The organism is Streptomyces sp. NPDC057271 (genome assembly GCF_042668715.1).
Classification (GTDB): Bacteria; Actinomycetota; Actinomycetes; order Streptomycetales; family Streptomycetaceae; genus Streptomyces.
This window is the reverse complement of sequence record NZ_JBHUYJ010000049.1, coordinates 33,544-49,731: the sequence shown is the minus strand read 5'-3', so window position 1 is coordinate 49,731 and position 16,188 is coordinate 33,544. Positions and strand designations below refer to the sequence as shown.

At 71.4% G+C, this 16,188-nt stretch carries 14 protein-coding genes and 3 pseudogenes; 10 read left to right on the top strand and 7 right to left on the bottom strand.

The annotated features are described in order from the left end of the window. Positions 1-99 precede the first annotated feature (99 nt). Both ACFUJR_RS22580 and ACFUJR_RS22575 read right to left on the bottom strand, forming a co-directional pair. On the bottom strand, positions 100-921 hold the full coding sequence (locus ACFUJR_RS22580; protein WP_383450662.1) for a hypothetical protein: 822 nt from the start codon (positions 919-921) through the stop codon (positions 100-102). After that, complete coding sequence (locus ACFUJR_RS22575) at positions 921-2,195, bottom strand: VWA domain-containing protein (RefSeq protein WP_383163325.1); 1,275 nt, start codon at positions 2,193-2,195, stop codon at positions 921-923. Before ACFUJR_RS22575 ends, ACFUJR_RS22580 begins: the two co-directional genes overlap by 1 nt. A 503-nt stretch (positions 2,196-2,698) precedes the next feature. On the opposite strand from ACFUJR_RS22575, the gene gap reads away from it, so the two are divergent. From gap to ACFUJR_RS22555, 4 genes and pseudogenes are all read left to right on the top strand, one after another. Continuing rightward, positions 2,699-3,754: a type I glyceraldehyde-3-phosphate dehydrogenase gene (gene gap, locus ACFUJR_RS22570; protein ID WP_383163327.1), complete on the top strand. Its 1,056-nt coding sequence runs from the start codon at positions 2,699-2,701 to the stop codon at positions 3,752-3,754. A 92-nt stretch (positions 3,755-3,846) separates the two neighbouring features. Next, the gene (locus ACFUJR_RS22565; protein WP_383163329.1) at positions 3,847-3,978 is read left to right on the top strand and encodes a hypothetical protein; all 132 of its coding nucleotides are present in this window, start codon (positions 3,847-3,849) and stop codon (positions 3,976-3,978) included. Positions 3,979-4,116: 138 nt separating this feature from the next. Beyond that, positions 4,117-4,536, top strand: a pseudogene (locus ACFUJR_RS22560) (aldehyde dehydrogenase family protein); the annotation flags it as partial. Between the two features lie 266 nt (positions 4,537-4,802). Continuing rightward, entirely contained in the window at positions 4,803-6,500 is a 1,698-nt protein-coding gene (locus ACFUJR_RS22555) for a GAF domain-containing protein (RefSeq protein WP_383163331.1), read from the top strand. Positions 6,501-6,657: 157 nt separating this feature from the next. On the opposite strand, the gene ACFUJR_RS22550 is transcribed toward ACFUJR_RS22555, so the two are convergent. Both ACFUJR_RS22550 and ACFUJR_RS22545 read right to left on the bottom strand, forming a co-directional pair. Further along, a complete protein-coding gene (locus ACFUJR_RS22550; protein WP_383163469.1) occupies positions 6,658-7,122 on the bottom strand; it encodes a pyridoxamine 5'-phosphate oxidase family protein in 465 nt (154 codons plus the stop codon). A 149-nt stretch (positions 7,123-7,271) separates the two neighbouring features. Further along, positions 7,272-7,598 (bottom strand): STAS domain-containing protein, encoded by a 327-nt coding sequence (locus ACFUJR_RS22545; protein ID WP_383163333.1) that lies wholly within the window; start codon positions 7,596-7,598, stop codon positions 7,272-7,274. Positions 7,599-7,984: 386 nt separating this feature from the next. On the opposite strand from ACFUJR_RS22545, the gene ACFUJR_RS22540 reads away from it, so the two are divergent. Next, positions 7,985-8,710, top strand: a complete 726-nt coding sequence (locus ACFUJR_RS22540; protein WP_383163335.1) for a response regulator — start codon at positions 7,985-7,987, stop codon at positions 8,708-8,710. A gap of 344 nt (positions 8,711-9,054) precedes the next feature. Here the strand turns inward: ACFUJR_RS22540 and ACFUJR_RS22535 are convergent, their stop codons facing one another. Then, entirely contained in the window at positions 9,055-9,927 is an 873-nt protein-coding gene (locus tag ACFUJR_RS22535; protein ID WP_383163337.1) for a universal stress protein, read from the bottom strand. 346 nt (positions 9,928-10,273) lie between these two features. On the opposite strand from ACFUJR_RS22535, the gene ACFUJR_RS22530 reads away from it, so the two are divergent. From ACFUJR_RS22530 to ACFUJR_RS22520, 3 genes and pseudogenes are all read left to right on the top strand, one after another. Beyond that, a complete protein-coding gene (locus tag ACFUJR_RS22530; protein WP_383163339.1) occupies positions 10,274-11,143 on the top strand; it encodes a universal stress protein in 870 nt (289 codons plus the stop codon). 150 nt (positions 11,144-11,293) lie between these two features. Then, positions 11,294-11,590, top strand: a pseudogene (locus ACFUJR_RS22525) (pyruvate formate lyase family protein); the annotation flags it as partial. 58 nt (positions 11,591-11,648) lie between these two features. Then, a pseudogene (locus ACFUJR_RS22520) lies at positions 11,649-12,134 on the top strand (Tn3 family transposase); the annotation flags it as partial. A 277-nt stretch (positions 12,135-12,411) separates the two neighbouring features. Here ACFUJR_RS22520 and ACFUJR_RS22515 read toward each other — a convergent pair. Together ACFUJR_RS22515 and ACFUJR_RS22510 are read right to left on the bottom strand one after the other, a co-directional pair. Continuing rightward, on the bottom strand, positions 12,412-13,272 hold the full coding sequence (locus tag ACFUJR_RS22515; RefSeq protein WP_383163341.1) for an ABC transporter permease: 861 nt from the start codon (positions 13,270-13,272) through the stop codon (positions 12,412-12,414). Then, the gene (locus ACFUJR_RS22510; protein ID WP_383163343.1) at positions 13,269-14,195 is read right to left on the bottom strand and encodes an ABC transporter ATP-binding protein; all 927 of its coding nucleotides are present in this window, start codon (positions 14,193-14,195) and stop codon (positions 13,269-13,271) included. The genes ACFUJR_RS22515 and ACFUJR_RS22510 overlap by 4 nt, the downstream gene beginning before the upstream one ends. Before the next feature lie 133 nt (positions 14,196-14,328). Here ACFUJR_RS22510 and ACFUJR_RS22505 point away from each other — a divergent pair, with 133 nt between their 5' ends. Next, positions 14,329-15,501 carry a sensor histidine kinase gene (locus tag ACFUJR_RS22505; RefSeq protein WP_383163345.1) on the top strand — a complete coding sequence of 391 codons (1,173 nt, stop codon included), beginning with the start codon at positions 14,329-14,331 and terminating at the stop codon, positions 15,499-15,501. Further along, entirely contained in the window at positions 15,498-16,154 is a 657-nt protein-coding gene (locus ACFUJR_RS22500; protein WP_383163348.1) for a response regulator, read from the top strand. Before ACFUJR_RS22505 ends, ACFUJR_RS22500 begins: the two co-directional genes overlap by 4 nt. The last annotated feature ends 34 nt before the right edge of the window (positions 16,155-16,188 follow it).

The window sequence follows — 16,188 nt, the reverse complement described above, 5'->3', positions numbered from 1 at the left end:
CTTCGCTTTTGGAGCGCCCCGTCTCCCCCTTCTCTCTCCGCGCCGCCCCCCATTCCTCCTCCCTCGCCCGGCCCTTCCCCCCCCCACGTCCCGTTCGCGTCAGACGGCGGGCGGCACCCGTGAGGGCCGCCCGGCTCCTCTGGTCAGGGTGTATCCGCCGATGCCGGCCAGTGCGCCGAGCACGCCGCCCGCAGCCGTCCAGATCCATCGGTCGGACCACCAGCCCGAGGACCAGCCGTCCTCGGGCGCCCGCGCCTCGACCGCGGACGGTGTGTCCGCCGGGGCGGCCTCCTCCGTCGTGGCACCGGGCACCAGCGGGGCCGCGAGCGAGCCGCCGCCCGCGTACGCGCCGCCCTTCTCCACCGAGGTCGCGCCGATCTCGGCGGTGAACGGCTGCCCGAGGTCCTCCTCGGGCAGGCCCGTGACGGTCAGCCGCACGAAATAGCTGCCGGGCAGCGGGTCGTCGTCCCAGGTGTCCGCCCACGGGCGGACCGGGCGCAGGGTGCAGGCGAGCTCCACGGTGGCGGCCTCCTGGGCGGCGGCCCTGGACTGCATCCCGTACATGCACGGCTGACGGCGGCGCAGGCCGTCGTAGACGTCGATCCGCCAGGTGGAGGCGCCGTGCCGGGCGGCGGACTCGGGCAGGGTGACCGAGGCCGTCACGGTGGGCCGCTGCCCGGTGTCCGCGGGGAACACCCAGTACAGGTAGTCACCCGTGGAGGCCTCGGCGGTGGCCCGCTGGCCCTGCCGGAAGAAGGCGGCGGTACGGAACGTGGTGCCGGCCTCCGTCGGTCCGGCCGTCGCCTCGGCGCTCGCGCTGCCGCTCGGGGCCGGGGTGTCGGCCAGGACCGGCACGGCGGCCGGTCCGAACAGGGTGGCTCCCGCCAGGACGACGGCGCTCCGCGCGCGTACGGTACGCATCAGTTGGTCCTCCAGACGGCGACGCGCCAACGGGACAGCCAGCCCCACAGCAGACCGCCCACGAAACCGGCCAGGACGAGCACGCCGAGCAGCCACCAGCCCCGGCCGAGACCGAACGCGGCCACGTCGGAGGCCTCGTCCGGCGCGTCGACGATGTCGACGGCCAGCTCGATCGGCATACCGGGCGTCGTCTTCACCGACGGCGGCGCCGAGAAGGAGTTGCTGATCTGCAGGCAGACGGTCTCCGCCGCGGGCTTGTCCGCGTCGGCGCCGCCCACCGGCCGCTTGGGATAGCGCAGTCCGGTCGAGATGACGTCCGTCCGTCCGTCGCCCGCCTCGGAGCCACGGACGATCTCACGGCCGCGCAGGGTCACCGCCCGCAGCAGGACGCCGTAGTCGTTGTTCACGGCGCGGTCGGCGGAGACGCTCACCGAGGCGCGGAGTTCCTGGCCGGGCAGGACGTCCACCCGGTACCAGCGGTGCTGCCCGAAGGTCTCGCGGTCGGTGTACAGGCCCGGCTTCAGGGTCGGGGCGTCGGCGCAGCGCGCGGTGCCCTCGGTGGCCACCGGGATGACGACCGGGTCGGCCGCGCGGTCCACCAACTGCCGCACGCGCTTGGAGAGTTCCTCGGTGTGCCGGATCGAGGTGTACGTACCGCCGGTCGCCTCCGCGATGCAGGTGAGCTGCTGGCGGATCTTGGCGTTCGGCACCAGGCCGAGGGTGTCGATGGTCAGATGGATGCCCCGGGCGGCGATGTCGCGCGCCACCTCGCAGGGGTCGAGCGGGGCGCAGGTGTCCTCCCCGTCCGTGATGAGCACGATGCGGCGGGTGGCGTTGTCGTCGCCCTTGAGGTCCTCCGCCGCGCCGAGCAGGGCCGGCCCGATGGGGGTCCAGCCGGTGGGTGCGAGGGTGGCGACGGCGGTCTTGGCCTCGGTGCGGTCCAGCGGGCCGACCGGGTAGAGCTGCCGGGTGTCCTTGCAGCCCGTCTTGCGGTCCTGCCCGGGGTAGTTCGCGCCGAGGGTGCGTATGCCGAGCTCCACCTCCTCGGGCACCGCGTCGAGCACCTCGTTGAAGGCCTGCTTGGCCGCGGACATCCGGGACTGGCCGTCGATGTCGCGGGCGCGCATCGAGCCGCTGACGTCGAGCACAAGCTCGACCTTGGGGGATTCCTTCGCCACCGGTTCGTCGGCGGCGGCGCCGGTCGGGAACAGCCCGACGGCCAGGACGGCGAGCAGCGCGCAGGCCCCGGTCGACAGCCGTTTTCTCGTGATCATGGGCGGATCGTAGGGATGATCGTCCGACAATCCAAAACGGCCTCGTGCGCGGAGGGCTGAGGGGGTGTCCGCGTGTCCGGGTGCGCACCGGCATCCCGTGACGGGGCATGCCGGATGAGCACGGGGCCTGGGGCGCGTCACCACCGAGCCGGCCGGCCACGGCCCCGGCCGCTCGCGCGGCGGCCCGACTACCAAGCTGCACCCGGCCGTCGAGCAGCGGCAGAAGCCCATGTCGATCGTCGTCACCGCGGTACAGCGAGGCGACTCCCCGAAGTTCGACGTCGTCCTGAGCCGTGTCCGGGTTCCTCGCCTGGGCCCTGGCAGACCGCGCACCCGGCCGAGGCGCGGGCCGTTCGGCACGCGATCTGCCGGGCCGCTCGGCACGTGCGGGAGACGAGGGCCCAACGGCCCCGGGGGCATCCCCGTTCGACCCCTGCCGCGGGGCAGGCGGGAACCCGCACGCTGACACCACCTGCATCGGCACCCCTGGGAGGGCGGCGGAGATGACCGTACGCATAGCAGTCAACGGCTTCGGGCGCATCGGGCGCAACTACCTGCGCTGCGTCATGGAACGTGCGGAGGCCGCCTGCGGCACCCCGGTGGAGGTGGTGGCCGTCAACGATCTCGCCTCGCCGGCCGCGCTGGCCCACCTGCTCACCTACGACTCGACCTACGGCAGGTTCGGCCGCACGGTCGAGCACGACGACGAATCGCTCACGGTGGGCGGGCACCGCATCGCCGTCACGTCCGAGCGCGACCCGGCCGACCTGCCCTGGGAGGCGCTGGGCGTGGACGTGGTCATCGAGGCCACCGGCCGCTTCCGGACCAGGGAGGACGCCGGCCGGCACCTGCGGGCGGGTGCGCGCAAGGTCCTGCTGTCGGTCCCGGGCAAGGACGTGGACGCCACCGTCGTCATGGGGGTCAACGAGTACACCTATGACCCGTACATGCATCACGTGATCTCCAACGCGTCCTGCACCACCAACTGCGTGGCCCCGATGGTGAAGGTCCTCAACGAGCGCTTCGGGATCGTCAAGGGCCTGATGACCACCATCCACGGCTACACCAACGACCAGGTCGTGCTCGACGGCCCGCACAAGGACCTGCGCCGGGGCCGCACGGCAGCCGTCAACATCATCCCGACCAGCACCGGTGCCGCCCGCGCTGTCGGACTCGTGCTCCCGGAGCTCGCCGGCACCCTGGACGGCATCGCCGTGCGCGTGCCGGTCGAGGACGGTTCGCTGACGGACCTCACCCTCGTCCTGGAACAGTCGGTGTCCGCGGAGGACGTCGACTACGCCTTCCTCGACGCCGCGGACGGACCGCTGAAGGGCATCCTGCGGGTCAGTGACGCCCCGATCGTCTCGCGCGACATCGTGGGCGACCCCGCCTCCTGCATCGTGGACGCCCCGTTGACCCAGGCGCACGGGAACCTGGTCAAGGTCTTCGGCTGGTACGACAACGAGTGGGGCTACACCAACCGTCTCGCCGACCTGACCCAGTACGTCGCGGCCCTTCTCGACGGTGCGCGTCGGGAGGGTGCGGCTGTGGCGCCGTGATGAGCCGCGGCACCGTTCCCACGCGGTGGAGGGCTGGATGCCCTTGTGTCCTGGGCGCGGCAGGGTTCATCGATGCGCCGCTGGGTGGCGCGGTGGCCTGGGCGGCCGTGCTGGAGGGGCGGGCCCAGCAGCGGACCGAGCGCTGCCTCACCGATGCGGTGCTGGTGGTGGTGGGCCGGGGATGGGCGCGGGTCGCCCCCGAGCGGGACCGCAAGAACGCCTGACCAGGGCCCCGGAGACCATCGGGCCCCTCACCGGGACCTTCGGGACCTTCGCCCCGGGCATCTCCGGCGGAAGGCGGTAGCTGACAGGACGAGCGGACACTCCGTCACGGCCGATCCTCCGCATCCAGGGAGCTGTCTATGACTCAGATGACCAGTGACCGCAGCGACACCGTGGACGGACTCGTCGACAACGCTTCCAAGGCGCTTGCCGACTTCGAGTCCCTCACCCAGGAGCAGGTCGACCACATCGTCGCCAAGGCTTCTGTGGCCGCCCTGGACCAGCACACCGCCCTGGCGCGGCTGGCGGTGGAGGAGACCAGCCGGGGCGTCTTCGAGGACAAGGCCGCAAAGAACATGTGCGCCTGCGAGCACGTCACCCACAGCATGTCCCGGCCGAAGACGGTCGGCGTCATCGGCCGTGACGACATCGAGGGCATCATCGAGATCGCCGAACCCGTCGGCGTGATCTGCGCGGTCACCCCGGTCACCAACCCGACGTGCACCACCGTCTTCAAGGCCCTGCTGGCGCTGAAGACGCGCAACCCGGTCGTGTTCGCCGCGCCCTGGGCATCGACGAGACGGCCTTCATCGCGGCTCTTCCCGCGCAGGCGCTCAACGCCTACGAGGACCAGTGCGCGCCTGCCGACCCGCGCATGCCGATGCTGGACGACATGGAGGGCATCATGCGAGCCGCCTACTACGCCGACCCCCGGCCACTGCCCTTGATCTGACGCCCCGGGCCACCCACTCGGCCGTTAGGCTGTCGCGGTACGGGTGGGTGATCGAGGTCAGGAGGCCTGGTGGGCGAGGAGCCGTTGTCGCGGATGCCCCAGATGCGGCTCGACGAGCTGCTGGAGGAACTGCAGGCGCGCATCAACGCCGCACGCGGCACCCGGGACCGGGTACACAGCCTGTTGGAGGCGGTCGTCTCGGTAGGCCGCGAACTGGACCTCTCACAGGTGCTGCGGCGCATCGTGGAAGCCGCCGCGCTGCTCGTCGACGCCCAGTACGCGGCGCTTGGAGTGATCGGGCCCGACGGCCGGACCCTGTCGCAGTTCCTCACCGTCGGCCTGACCGAGGAAGAGATCGCCAGGATCGGACCCCTGCCGGCCGGGCACGGCATCCTCGGCGAGCTCATCCACAACCCCGAACCGCTCCGCCTGACCGACCTCGGCGCCCATGAGGCGTCCTACGGCTTCCCGGCCCATCACCCGCCGATGCGCACGTTCCTGGGCGTGCCGATCCGGGTCCGTGAAGAGGTCTTCGGCAATCTCTACCTGACCGACAAGCACGGGGGCATGGACTTCGACGCCGAGGACGAGTCGGTCATCTCCACGCTGTCCGTCGCCGCCGGAGTCGCCATCGACAACGCCCGGCTGTACGAGGCCTCGCAGCGCCAGCAGCGGTGGCTGCAGGCGAACGCGGAGATCACCAACAGCCTGCTCTCCGGCAGCCCGCGACTGGCGGTGCTGGAACTCATCGCCCGCCGCGCCCGGGAAATCACCGGGGCCGGGCTCGCCGACGTCTCCGTGCCCGTCGCCGGGACGGACGACCTCGTCGTCGAGCTGGCCATCGGCGCCGACGGCGAAACCCGCCGCGGCCTGGTAGTACCGGTCGAAGGCACTCTTTCCGGCGCCGCGTACAAGGCGGGCGCGCCCGTGACCACCGTCGGCATCGCGGAGGACGACCGGTACACCGCCGGCCCCCGGCGCTTCGACGGCCTGGGCCCTGCGGTCGCCGTGCCCCTGGGCACAGCCGTCAAGGACACCCGCGGTGTCTTGCTGCTGGCCCGGCACCAAGGAGACCCGGTTTTCACCGAAGCAGAGCTGGAGCCGCTGCTGGCCTTCGCCGGACAGGCCGCGCTCGCCCTCGAGCTGGCCGAGCGCCGCAGCGACGCCGAGCACCTCGCGCTCCTGGAGGACCGCGACCGCATCGCCCGTGACCTTCACGACCTGGCCATCCAGCGCCTGTTCGCGACCGGCATGACCCTGCAGAGCGCGGCGCGACTCGTGCAGCACGAGGGCGCCGCCGAACGCGTCTCACGCGCGGTCGGCGACCTCGACGAAACCATCAAGATCATCCGCTCCACGATCTTCGGCCTGCGCGCCCGAGAGGGGGACACCGGGCCGAGCCTGCGCGCACGGGTCGCCCGCACCGTGGGCGAGACGGCGACCACCCTCGGATTTCCGCCCCACCTGAGCATGGAGGGCCTGCTCGACACGGACGTCCCCCTGCAGGTGGCCGATCACATCATGGCAGCACTCACCGAGGCGCTGAGCAACGCGGCCCGGCACGCGCACGCCACCAGGGTCGAGGTCGCCCTGCGGGCCACCTCCGACGAGGTCGTCCTCACCGTGACGGACAACGGCAGGGGGATCCCCGCCGACGGCAGGCGCAGCGGACTGAGCAACCTCGAAGAGCGGGCCCGCAGCGTGGGCGGCGCCCTGGAGATCGGGTGTCCTGAGGAGGGCGGCAGTCGGCTGGTGTGGCGCGCGCCTCTCGTCTCCGGCCCCGCTGCGTGACCGCCGGTTCCTCAGCCGGAGCACATCCGAACCTTCCGGGTGCACCGGGGCCGGTGGCACGTCTGCGGGCATCCCGCCGTGCAGCGGGTGCCCGCAGTCCCGATGACAGGGGCATGTGCCGTCGCGGGACTCGGTTGTCCGGCGCGACCGGCAGGCTCTATACGGTGAGCTGCAAGCCCGTCACCAGGTCCGGCCTGATACGCAATGCGGTGTTCGTGGAGGGGTCTTGCGCCCACGGGCGCGGACAGGCGGCGAAACGCGCGAGTTCCCTCTCGTCGGTGACCCTGCGGGCGTATCCGGTGACCACCACGCTCCAGCCGAGGTGTGTCTCGGGGTCGATGACGTCAGCCTCGTAAGCCACCACGACACCTGCGGCCTGGGTAGGCGTCACGATGGAGGCGAGCGTGGCGCCGTCGTGCAGCTGGACGATGATGTCCTCGCCGTCCATGAGGTGGTTGACCGGGCGGATGGCCGGCAGGGCCTGGTGCGTGAAGACGATGCGCCCGAGCGAGATGCTGCCGAGCAGCCGCAGGGCCTCGGCACGGCCGAGCTGTCCCATTCGCCGGGGCGCCACCGCCTCACGGTGGTCGTCCACCGTGGTACGCGTGGCCTCGTCCTTCATCGTGCTCACCTTCTGCTCCGGCTCGGTCCCGGACGGCTTCGCCGCCTCCAGCCAGCGTCTCCCCTTGCACGCCCGCTCAGTAGGGCCGAACGGACCTTCTCGGCCGTTCCGGTTGCCGGCGGTTCCGAGGACCGGATCTCCGCGATGGGTCACGCGAAGGAGCAGGGCACGGCGCGGTCCACGCCCAGGGCGCGCATGACGCGAGCGGGAAGTCGCTGGATGCGGCACAGGCGCAAACGCACACCGGCCGTCACACACCGGCGGTGCATGCGCAGGAACAGCGCCGCACCGGAACTGTCACAGAAGGAGACGCCTGCCAGGTCGAGCAGCAGTTCACGCTCGGTCTGCCGTGCCAGGCGGGTGAGCTCCGCCTCGATGTGCGCAGCGGTGTAGAGGTCCAGCTCCCCGGCCAGGGCGACCGCCGTCGTGCTGTGGTCCAGTGGGGCCGTGGTCAGGCTGATCTGGGGCGTCGTCATGGCGGCTGTCCTGCTTTCTTGATTCAGGCGGTGTCCCGGGGCCCTGAGTGCCCCGGCCGTCCCGGCCCCGGAAGTCCACCAGAGCGGGCGCGAAGGCAGCAGGTCCAGCGGTCCCGTACCCAGGGAGTCGAAGGTCCCTCGCCGGCGATGCCCCGGCGCAGCGGGAACACATGGCCGGACAACGAGGGCGTCGACGGGTGCCGTTCACGCGGCTCGTGATCGTCGGACACAGGAGATATATGGGGATTTGCGGCATCGGGTACGGGCACTCACGGGCATCGGCCACGGTATGAGGGCCATCCGGCTCTGGGCGATGGTCCCGCTCGCGCGGCACGATGCGTGGGGAGCCCTTGGGGGCGGAGAACTCGGCGAACACGGAGTGTGTGATGACGGACAGCAGCGGCGGCCTCACCGAGAAGGAGCCGGTCAGGGTCTTCCTTCTCGACGACCATGAGGTGGTGCGCCGCGGTGTGCACGATCTGCTGGACGCCGAGCCCGACCTGACCGTGGTCGGGGAGGCCGGCACGGTCGAGCAGGCGCTGGTGCGGGTGCCCGCACTGCGCCCGCAGGTCGCCGTTCTCGACGTGCGCCTGCCGGACGGGGACGGCGTGAGCGTGTGCCGGGAGCTTCGCTCGCGCATGCCCGACCTGGCCTGCCTGATGCTGACGTCGTTCGATGACGAGGAGGCGCTGCTCGACGCGATCATGGCCGGTGCGTCCGGCTACGTCCTCAAGCAGATCACGGGCACCGACCTGGTCACCGCCGTGCGTACGGTCGCCTCCGGCCAGTCCATGCTGGACCCCGGCGCCACGGCCCGGGTCATGGCCCGGCTTCGTGGCGGATCCCCCCAGGAGGAGCAGCGGCAGGGTCTGCCCGGATTGACCGAGCGGGAGCGGGAGATCCTCGCTCTGGTGGGGGAGGGACTGACCAACCGGGAGATCGGCAAGCGGCTGTACCTGGCGGAGAAGACGGTCAAGAACAACATCTCCCGGCTGCTCGCCAAGTTGGGTGTCGAACGCCGGGTGCAGGCCGCCGTCATCGCCACCCAGGCACTGGCTGCCCGGGAGGGCCAGGGTGGTCCATCCGAACGGGAAGGCCGCCCGCGACGCTGACGCCGGTCTCACACGCGGATGCGAGCCGGTGAGACAGCCTCACAGGGCAGTACACCTGTGCTCCGCCAGAGCTGAGCAGGGGCCGCGGTCGGCATCTCCCGAAGTACGAAGAACGCGAAGGGGCCCGGCAACAGGGCCCCTTCGCGCTGCGATCCCGGCGACGTCCGGACGGGCACGTGTCGCCGACGGGGTCACCGCGCCGCATGGCGAGGACGAAGCCTGGATCATGTCGCCACAAGCGCCTGCGGTGATCGCCTCGTGAGGTCGCTGCTTCGGCGGTTCGGGCGGTGTCGTTCTCGTGGCGGGGACCGGCCGTGTGACACGCCCCCGCCATGAGGAGGCCGTCAGTCGTGCGGTACGACAGCGACGGGGCAAGGGGCATGGTGCAGGGCGGCGTGGGCGACCGACCCGATGCGGGTACCGACGGGCGCGCGGCGCGTCCGTCGGCCGACCACGAGCAACTGCGCCTCCGACACGGTGGACAGCAGTACCTGTCCCGCGCTGCCGATCTCGACGTGCTCGGTCACCGGGACGTCGGGAAACCGTGTTCGCCACGGGGCGAGTGCCTCCGCCAGGGCCTTCCTCTCGAACGGTTCCAGCCCTCCGGCCTCGTCCGCGAGGAGCATCGAGCCGGGGCTGTAGGCGAAGACCGGCGGCAGGCTCCAGGCCCGTACCGCACGCAGGGCCGCGCCGCGTGCGGCGGCCTCCTCGAAGGCGAAGCCGAGCACCGCGTCGCTGTCCTCCGGCGTGCCCTGCTGGCCCACGACGACCTCGCCGCCCTCCGCGCGAGGCGTCTGCCCGTCGCGGGCGCGCACGGACACCACGGGTCGTTTCGCCGCGGCGATCACCTGCTGACCGTAGGAGCCGAGAAGGAAGCCGGCGAGCGCCCCGTGCCCCCGTGAACCCAGCACCAGCATCTCGGCCGTTTCGGCCTCCCTCAACAGAGCGGCGACCGCGGTGTCCTGGACCACTTCGGCGGTGACCGTGAGGGACGGGTGGCGGCCGGCGACGTGAGTCTCGGCCTCGCGGACCACAGCGTGGGCGGAGTCGGCCTGCGCCTGCCTGTCCTGGACGACGGGGACGTCCAGGGGCTGCCAGCGCCAGGCGTGCACGATACGCAGCGGCATCCCGCGCAGTTCGGCTTCGCGCGCCGCCCAGCCGGCCGCTGCGAGGCTTTCCGCGGAACCGTCCACTCCTACGGTGATGGCGCTGGTCATGAGGGTGCCTCCATACGGCTCGACGGGCATGGCCGCTTCGGCCGTGCTCCCTGTCCTCAGCCTCCGTGAGGAGGCCGCGGTCCGCCGAGGGCCCATCGGCCCTGTCTCCCGGCCCATTCGGCCACGGTGTCCTGGCCGTCCGGCCGGTGACGCGCGGCCGCGAGGCCTCCTGGCCCACAGCAGGGACCTCCGGCCCCCTGCGCGTACCGTCCCGGCCGATCACCGTGGAGGGACAAGCCCGCCCAGCAGCGCCCCGGAGTGCCGGACGGCGATCTTCGGGCCCCTGAAGTCAGCCCGCCCGCATGCCGCGTCCGGCCCGCCCGGCCGCCAGACCCACGGAGTCCCCATGTCCCGCACCGTCACCGCCGGCCTCGACGGATCCCCGGAAAGCCTCGCCGCCACGCAGTGGGCCGCCCAGGAGGCATTGCGTCGTGCCGTGCCGCTGCGGCTGCTCCGCGCATGGAGCATCGACGAGGATCCCCGTACACGTGTGGTCGACCCGGCGACGGCACGCGGATGGGGCGAGCGCACGCTCGCCACCGCCGAAAGGCGGCTGCGGCGCCGCCACCCGGGCCTGGATGTCGAGACGGAGTGGGTGGCCGGCGACCCGGTGGAGGAGCTGTGCAGTGCTGCCGAGGGAGCGGAACTGCTGGTGCTCGGCTCCCGTGGTCTGGGCGGCCTGGCCGGATTCCTCGCAGGGTCGGTCTCCCTGGCGGTGCTCGCCCGCACACGGCGCCCTGTCGTCCTCGTCCGCCCGCACGACCCCCTGGAGCCCGAGGAGGAGCGTACGGGCGAGGTGGTCATCGGTCTGGACGTGTCCGCCGCCGGCGACGAGCTGCTCGCCTTCGGCTTCGCCGCCGCAGACCGGTACGGCTGCGGACTGCGCGTGGTGCACCGGTGGGCCGTTCCGGCGCTCTACGGACCCGACATGGCCGGCGCACTGCCATCGCTCATGACGGAGGTCGCCGCAGACACGCGACGGGCGCTCGACGAGGCGCTGGCCCCCTGGACAGAGAAGTTCCCGGACGTGGCGGTGGTGCGCGACTGCCGCCAGGGCCGGCCGGCGCAGGACCTCATGGAGCTGTCGCACGACGCCCGGCTCGTCGTCGTCGGCCGCAAGGTCCGCCGGGCACGGATCGGCACCCACATCGGCGCCGTCACCCACGCGGTCCTGCACCACTGCCTGGCACCGGTCGCGGTCGTACCCCACGACTGAACGGGTCCGACCGCAGAGCGGCGCGCACCACACCACCCGTCCGGCAGCGGCCCCGGAAAGCTCGTGACCGTCCAGCCCCCTGCCGACACCGGCCACGCCGCCACCCCGGGCGCGGCTTCACCGGTTCGGGCAGCCGCGCCGCCCAAGCGGCTGCGTCCCCCTCTCTCAGCTGCAGAGTTGCGGCGGGAGATCGACGTCCGTCCCATCATCCAGGACAACTACACGCCGTACGGAGGCGATTCCGCGTTCCTGGCCGGTCCCACGGACCGGACACTCGCCGTGTGGACAACCGTCGCCGCCCTTTTCCCGGAGGAGCGCCGCAAGGGCATCCTCGACGTCGACACGGCGACGCCCTCCACCATCACGTCTCACGCGCCCGGCTACATCGACCGCGACCGGGAGCTGATCGTCGGTCTGCAGACCGACGCCCCGCTGAAGCGGGCGATCCGCCGAGGCTGAGCAGGTCCTACGGCGCCTCACCCTCGGCGGGCCCAAGCACCCCACCTACCGCGCGATCGAGGAACTCGGGCGGGCGGTGCGGACAGCGTTCATCTGCGACTACCTCGCCGACGCCGACCTGCGGCGCGAGATCAACGACGGGCTCCAGGTCGTGGAGAACTGGAACTCCGCCAACCACGACCTGTTCTACGGCAAGGACGGTGATCTGACCGGCTCTGACAAGGAGTCCCAGCAGATCTCGATGCTGGCGCTGCACCTGCTCCAGTCTGCGCTGGTGCACGTCAACACCCTCCTGGTTCAGGGCATCCTGAGCGAGGGGAAGTGGCGGAAGCGGCTCACCGACGCCGTCCGGCGGGCCCTGTCCCCGCTGTTCTGGACCCACGTGAACCCGTACGGTCGGTTCGAGCTGGACATGAACTCGTACCTCGCCATCGCCGCCGCGGCGTCCGTGGTGCCCGGCCCTCGTACGGCGTCCGACTCGCAGACCCCTCAACCGGCACCGTGTGGCACGACGACCTGGCCGGAAGCCTGAGCGCGGGGCCGGGCCGTCACACTCCCGCCTGGCACCTGGCGAGTGCGGACCAAGAGCCTGCTGCAACGGCCCGGTGTACATCTTCGGCAGCCAGGCCCTGCGGGCTCACGGATCGTGCTCGCAGACCCCTCAACCGGCACCGTGTGGCACGACGACCTGGCCGGAAGCCTGAGCGCGGGGCCGGGCCGTCACACTCCCGCCTGGCACCTGGCGAGTGCGGACCAAGAGCCTGCTGCAACGGCCCGGTGTACATCTTCGGCAGCCAGGCCCTGCGGGCTCACGGATCGTGCCGGCGGACGGCGACCACAGCGACGACTGCTGCGGCGAGGGGCCAAGCCGCGTACACGATCCACGACCCGCTGATGGTCGCCGGGTAGGGGGCCGGTTCGAAGGGGTCACCCATCCGCACCAGTCGTTCCCAGGCACTGCGGGGCAGCGCGTGAAGGATGGCGGACGACCAGCGGTGGCGGTCGTTGAGGAGGAACGGCAGAAGCAGAAGAACGCCGGTGAACGTCACGAGGGTGGTTGCGGTGTGCCGGATGAGGGCGCCGAGGCCCATCCCGACGAGCGCGCACACCGGAGCGAGCAGAGCGGACGCCGCGACGGCGCGGAGCGCGCCTGGGTAGCCGAGGGACAGGCCGATGCCCCGACCGGACAGGATGGCCTGTGTCACGCCGAACGAGGCTCCCGCGACGACGGTGCCGTAGACGAGCATGACTGTCGTCACGACGGCCATCTTGGCCGCTACGACCGATCGGCGGGCCGGTACTGCCGCGAAGGTCGTGCGGATCTGCCCGGTGCTGTACTCGCCGACGACCGTGAGGGCGCCGATGCTGCCGGTGGCGAGTATCAGGACCATGCAGGCGCCGATGGTGAAGGCGTCCCGCATGGCCCAGATCGGAACGAAGAGGGCCCGGATCCCTTCGTTGTAGGTCGGCCAGTTGTTGTAGTCCGCGACGGCCGCGCTGATGTTGATTGCGATGACGACCAGCGCGCTGACCCCGAACGCCCAGGAAATGGACCGAAGCGACCAGAGTTTGATCCACTCGGCGGCGAGGAGGTCCCGGAAGCGGGAGCCGGGCTCGGCGGCGCGCACGGCGGTCGAGACCCTCGTCTGCTGTGTGGTGGTCGAGGTCATCGGGATTCTCCTGCGAGGTATTCGACGCCGTCGGCGGTGAGTTCCATGAACGCCTCCTCCAGTGAGGAGGTGCGGGTGGCCAGCTCAAGGAGCACGATCCGGTGGTGGGAGGCGAGTTCCCCGATGCGGGCCGCGCTCAGGCCGGTCACGGTGAGCCACTCCTCTGCGTCGGCGACCGACTCGTCCGGCTGTACCGAAGCGCCCTCGGCTTCGAGCAGAGCTGCCAGCACGGTGCTGTCGGGTGTCCGCACGGTCACGCTCTGGCGGGTGCCGCGGGCCGCGAACTCCGCAACGCTCTCGTCGGCGATCAGCTCGCCCCGGCCGATGACGATCAGGTGCTCGGCGGTGTTCTGCATCTCGCTCATCAGGTGGCTGGAGACGAACACGGTGCGCCCCTCGGCGGCCAGTCGCCTGAACAGGCCGCGTACCCACCGCACGCCCTCCGGGTCCAGGCCGTTGACCGGCTCGTCGAACAGCAGCACCGGAGGGTCGCCGAGCAGAGCCGTGGCGATGCCGAGCCGTTGCTTCATGCCCAGGGAGAACCCGCCGATGCGACGCCGGGCCGCAGGAGCCAGTCCTACCTCCTCAAGGACCTCGTCCACCCGGTGCCGCGGGATACCGTTGCTGCGGGCCAGGGCGGACAGACAGGCCACTGCGCTGCGACCGCCATGGACGTCATGGGCGTCGAGCAGGGCACCGACGTGACGCAGGCCGCGCGGGCGGTCCCGGAACAGGTGACCGTCGATAGTGGCGGTGCCTCTGGTGGGTTCGGTCAAGCCGAGCAGCATGCGCAGCGTGGTGCTCTTGCCGGCACCGTTGGGACCGAGGAACCCGGTGACGTGCCCGGGGCGCACGGTGAAGGTCAGGCAGTTGACGGCAGTGGCCTTGCCGTATCGCTTGGTCAGTTCGTTGACTTCGATCACCCGGCCAACGGTGCAGGGGAGAGCGTCCGTCCGGCATCGGCCCGTCGGCTGCACTCGCGGGAGGCCTGGTATCCCGTGGGCGTACGCCCACGGGCCAATGTTCCGCCGCTGGTCAGGCGACTACGATCGCCCCATGTCCGCCAAGCCGCGTCCCCTGCTGTCCTGGCACCTGCGGCCGACCGCGCGGGCGGCTCTGGCCTGGTGCGGGGCGATCGCCTACCCCTTCGCACTGTTCTTCGCAGCACGCGGCACGCCCTTCGACTCCCCCGGCTTGCCCTCCGTCTCGGCGGCCGCGGTCACGGTCCTGCCTCTCGGACTGCTGCGCCGCCGCCCACTGCCGGCCCTGGCGCTGATGCTCCTGGGGACGTACGTCACGGCGACGACAACCCCGTTCTGGCAAGTCGTGTATCTGCTGGTTCTGGCAAACGACCTCGCCATCGGATACATCGTGGCCACCCGGTCTCGCCGCATCGCGGTCACCGCTGCCGTCACGACACTCGGCGTACAGATCGCCTTCGCCGCACGCCTCGGGACCGGGACGGACGGCTTCGCCCGCACGGTCGTGGTCCTCGTCCTCGCGCTCGCCGCCGCCTGGATGACCGGCCATTCGATTCGCGAACGCCGAGAGCACGCCGCAGCACTGCGTTCACAGACCGCCGCCCAGGCCGCCGCTGCCGAACGCCTCCGGATCGCCCGTGAGCTGCACGACATGATCGCGCACAGTATCGGCGTCATCGCCATCCAGGCAGGCGTGGGCCGCCGGGTCATCGACACACAGCCGGACGAAGCCCGCAACGCGCTGGCCACCATCGAAGACACCAGCAGGGAAACCCTCGCCGGGCTGCGGCGCACCCTGGGCGCACTGCGCCGTACCGAACCGGGCCCCGGGGCGGAGGCCGCGCCGCGCGAGCCTGCCCCGGGGCTGGCCGACCTCGACCGGCTGACCGCCTCGGCGAAGGACGCGGGCATCCATGTCGACATGCGATGGCTCGGAGGACGACGGCCCCTGCCCCCCGATATCGACCTGGCCGCCTTCCGGATCGTCCAGGAGGCCCTCACCAACGTCGTACGCCACGCGAACACCTCCGACTGCCGCGTCACCATCGGCTACCAAGACGGCGAACTGACCCTCGAGGTCGCCGACGACGGCCGCGGCGGCCCCACCTCCGGCACCGGATACGGCATCACCGGAATGCGGGAACGCGTCACCCTGCTACGCGGCCGGTTCACCGCCGGGCCTCGCCCCGAGGGCGGCTTTCGCGTGGCAGCCCGGCTCCCCCTCTCCGAAGGAGTGCACATCTCATGACGGTCCGCGTCGTGCTCGCCGACGACCAGCCACTGGTCCGCAACGGCCTGCGCGTCCTGATGGCCGACGCCCCCGACATCGACGTCGTGGGAGAGGCCGGAACCGGCGCCGAAGCGATCCAGCTGGTCCGGGACACCGAGCCCGACGTGGCAGTCATGGACATCCGCATGCCAGGCATGGACGGCATCGAGGCCACCGGGCTGATCACAGCAGCCGCTGGAGCGACGCGCGTCCTTGTCCTCACCACGTTCGACGACGACGAGTACATCTACGGCGCGCTCCGAGCGGGTGCGAGCGGATTCCTCGTCAAGGACATGGCACTGGACGACATCCTCGGGGCAATCCGCGTGGTCGCCGCCGGAGACGCCCTGATCGCCCCGAGCGTCACGCGCCGCCTGATCACAGAGTTCGCCGCCCGCCCCGAACCAGCCTCGCATCCCCGACCAGTCGGGAACATCACCCAGCGGGAACGCGAGGTACTTACCCTCGTCGGACGCGGCATGTCCAACAGCGAGATCGCCGCCCACCTCTACATCAGCGTGGCCACCGCGAAAGCACACGTAGCGCGGCTACTCACCAAACTCGAAGCCCGCGACCGAGTCCAACTTGTCATCACCGCTTACGAGATCGGCCTGGTAACACCACCTCGGTGAACACCAAGCACCTCAGTTGCCGAAGCCCGCCGAC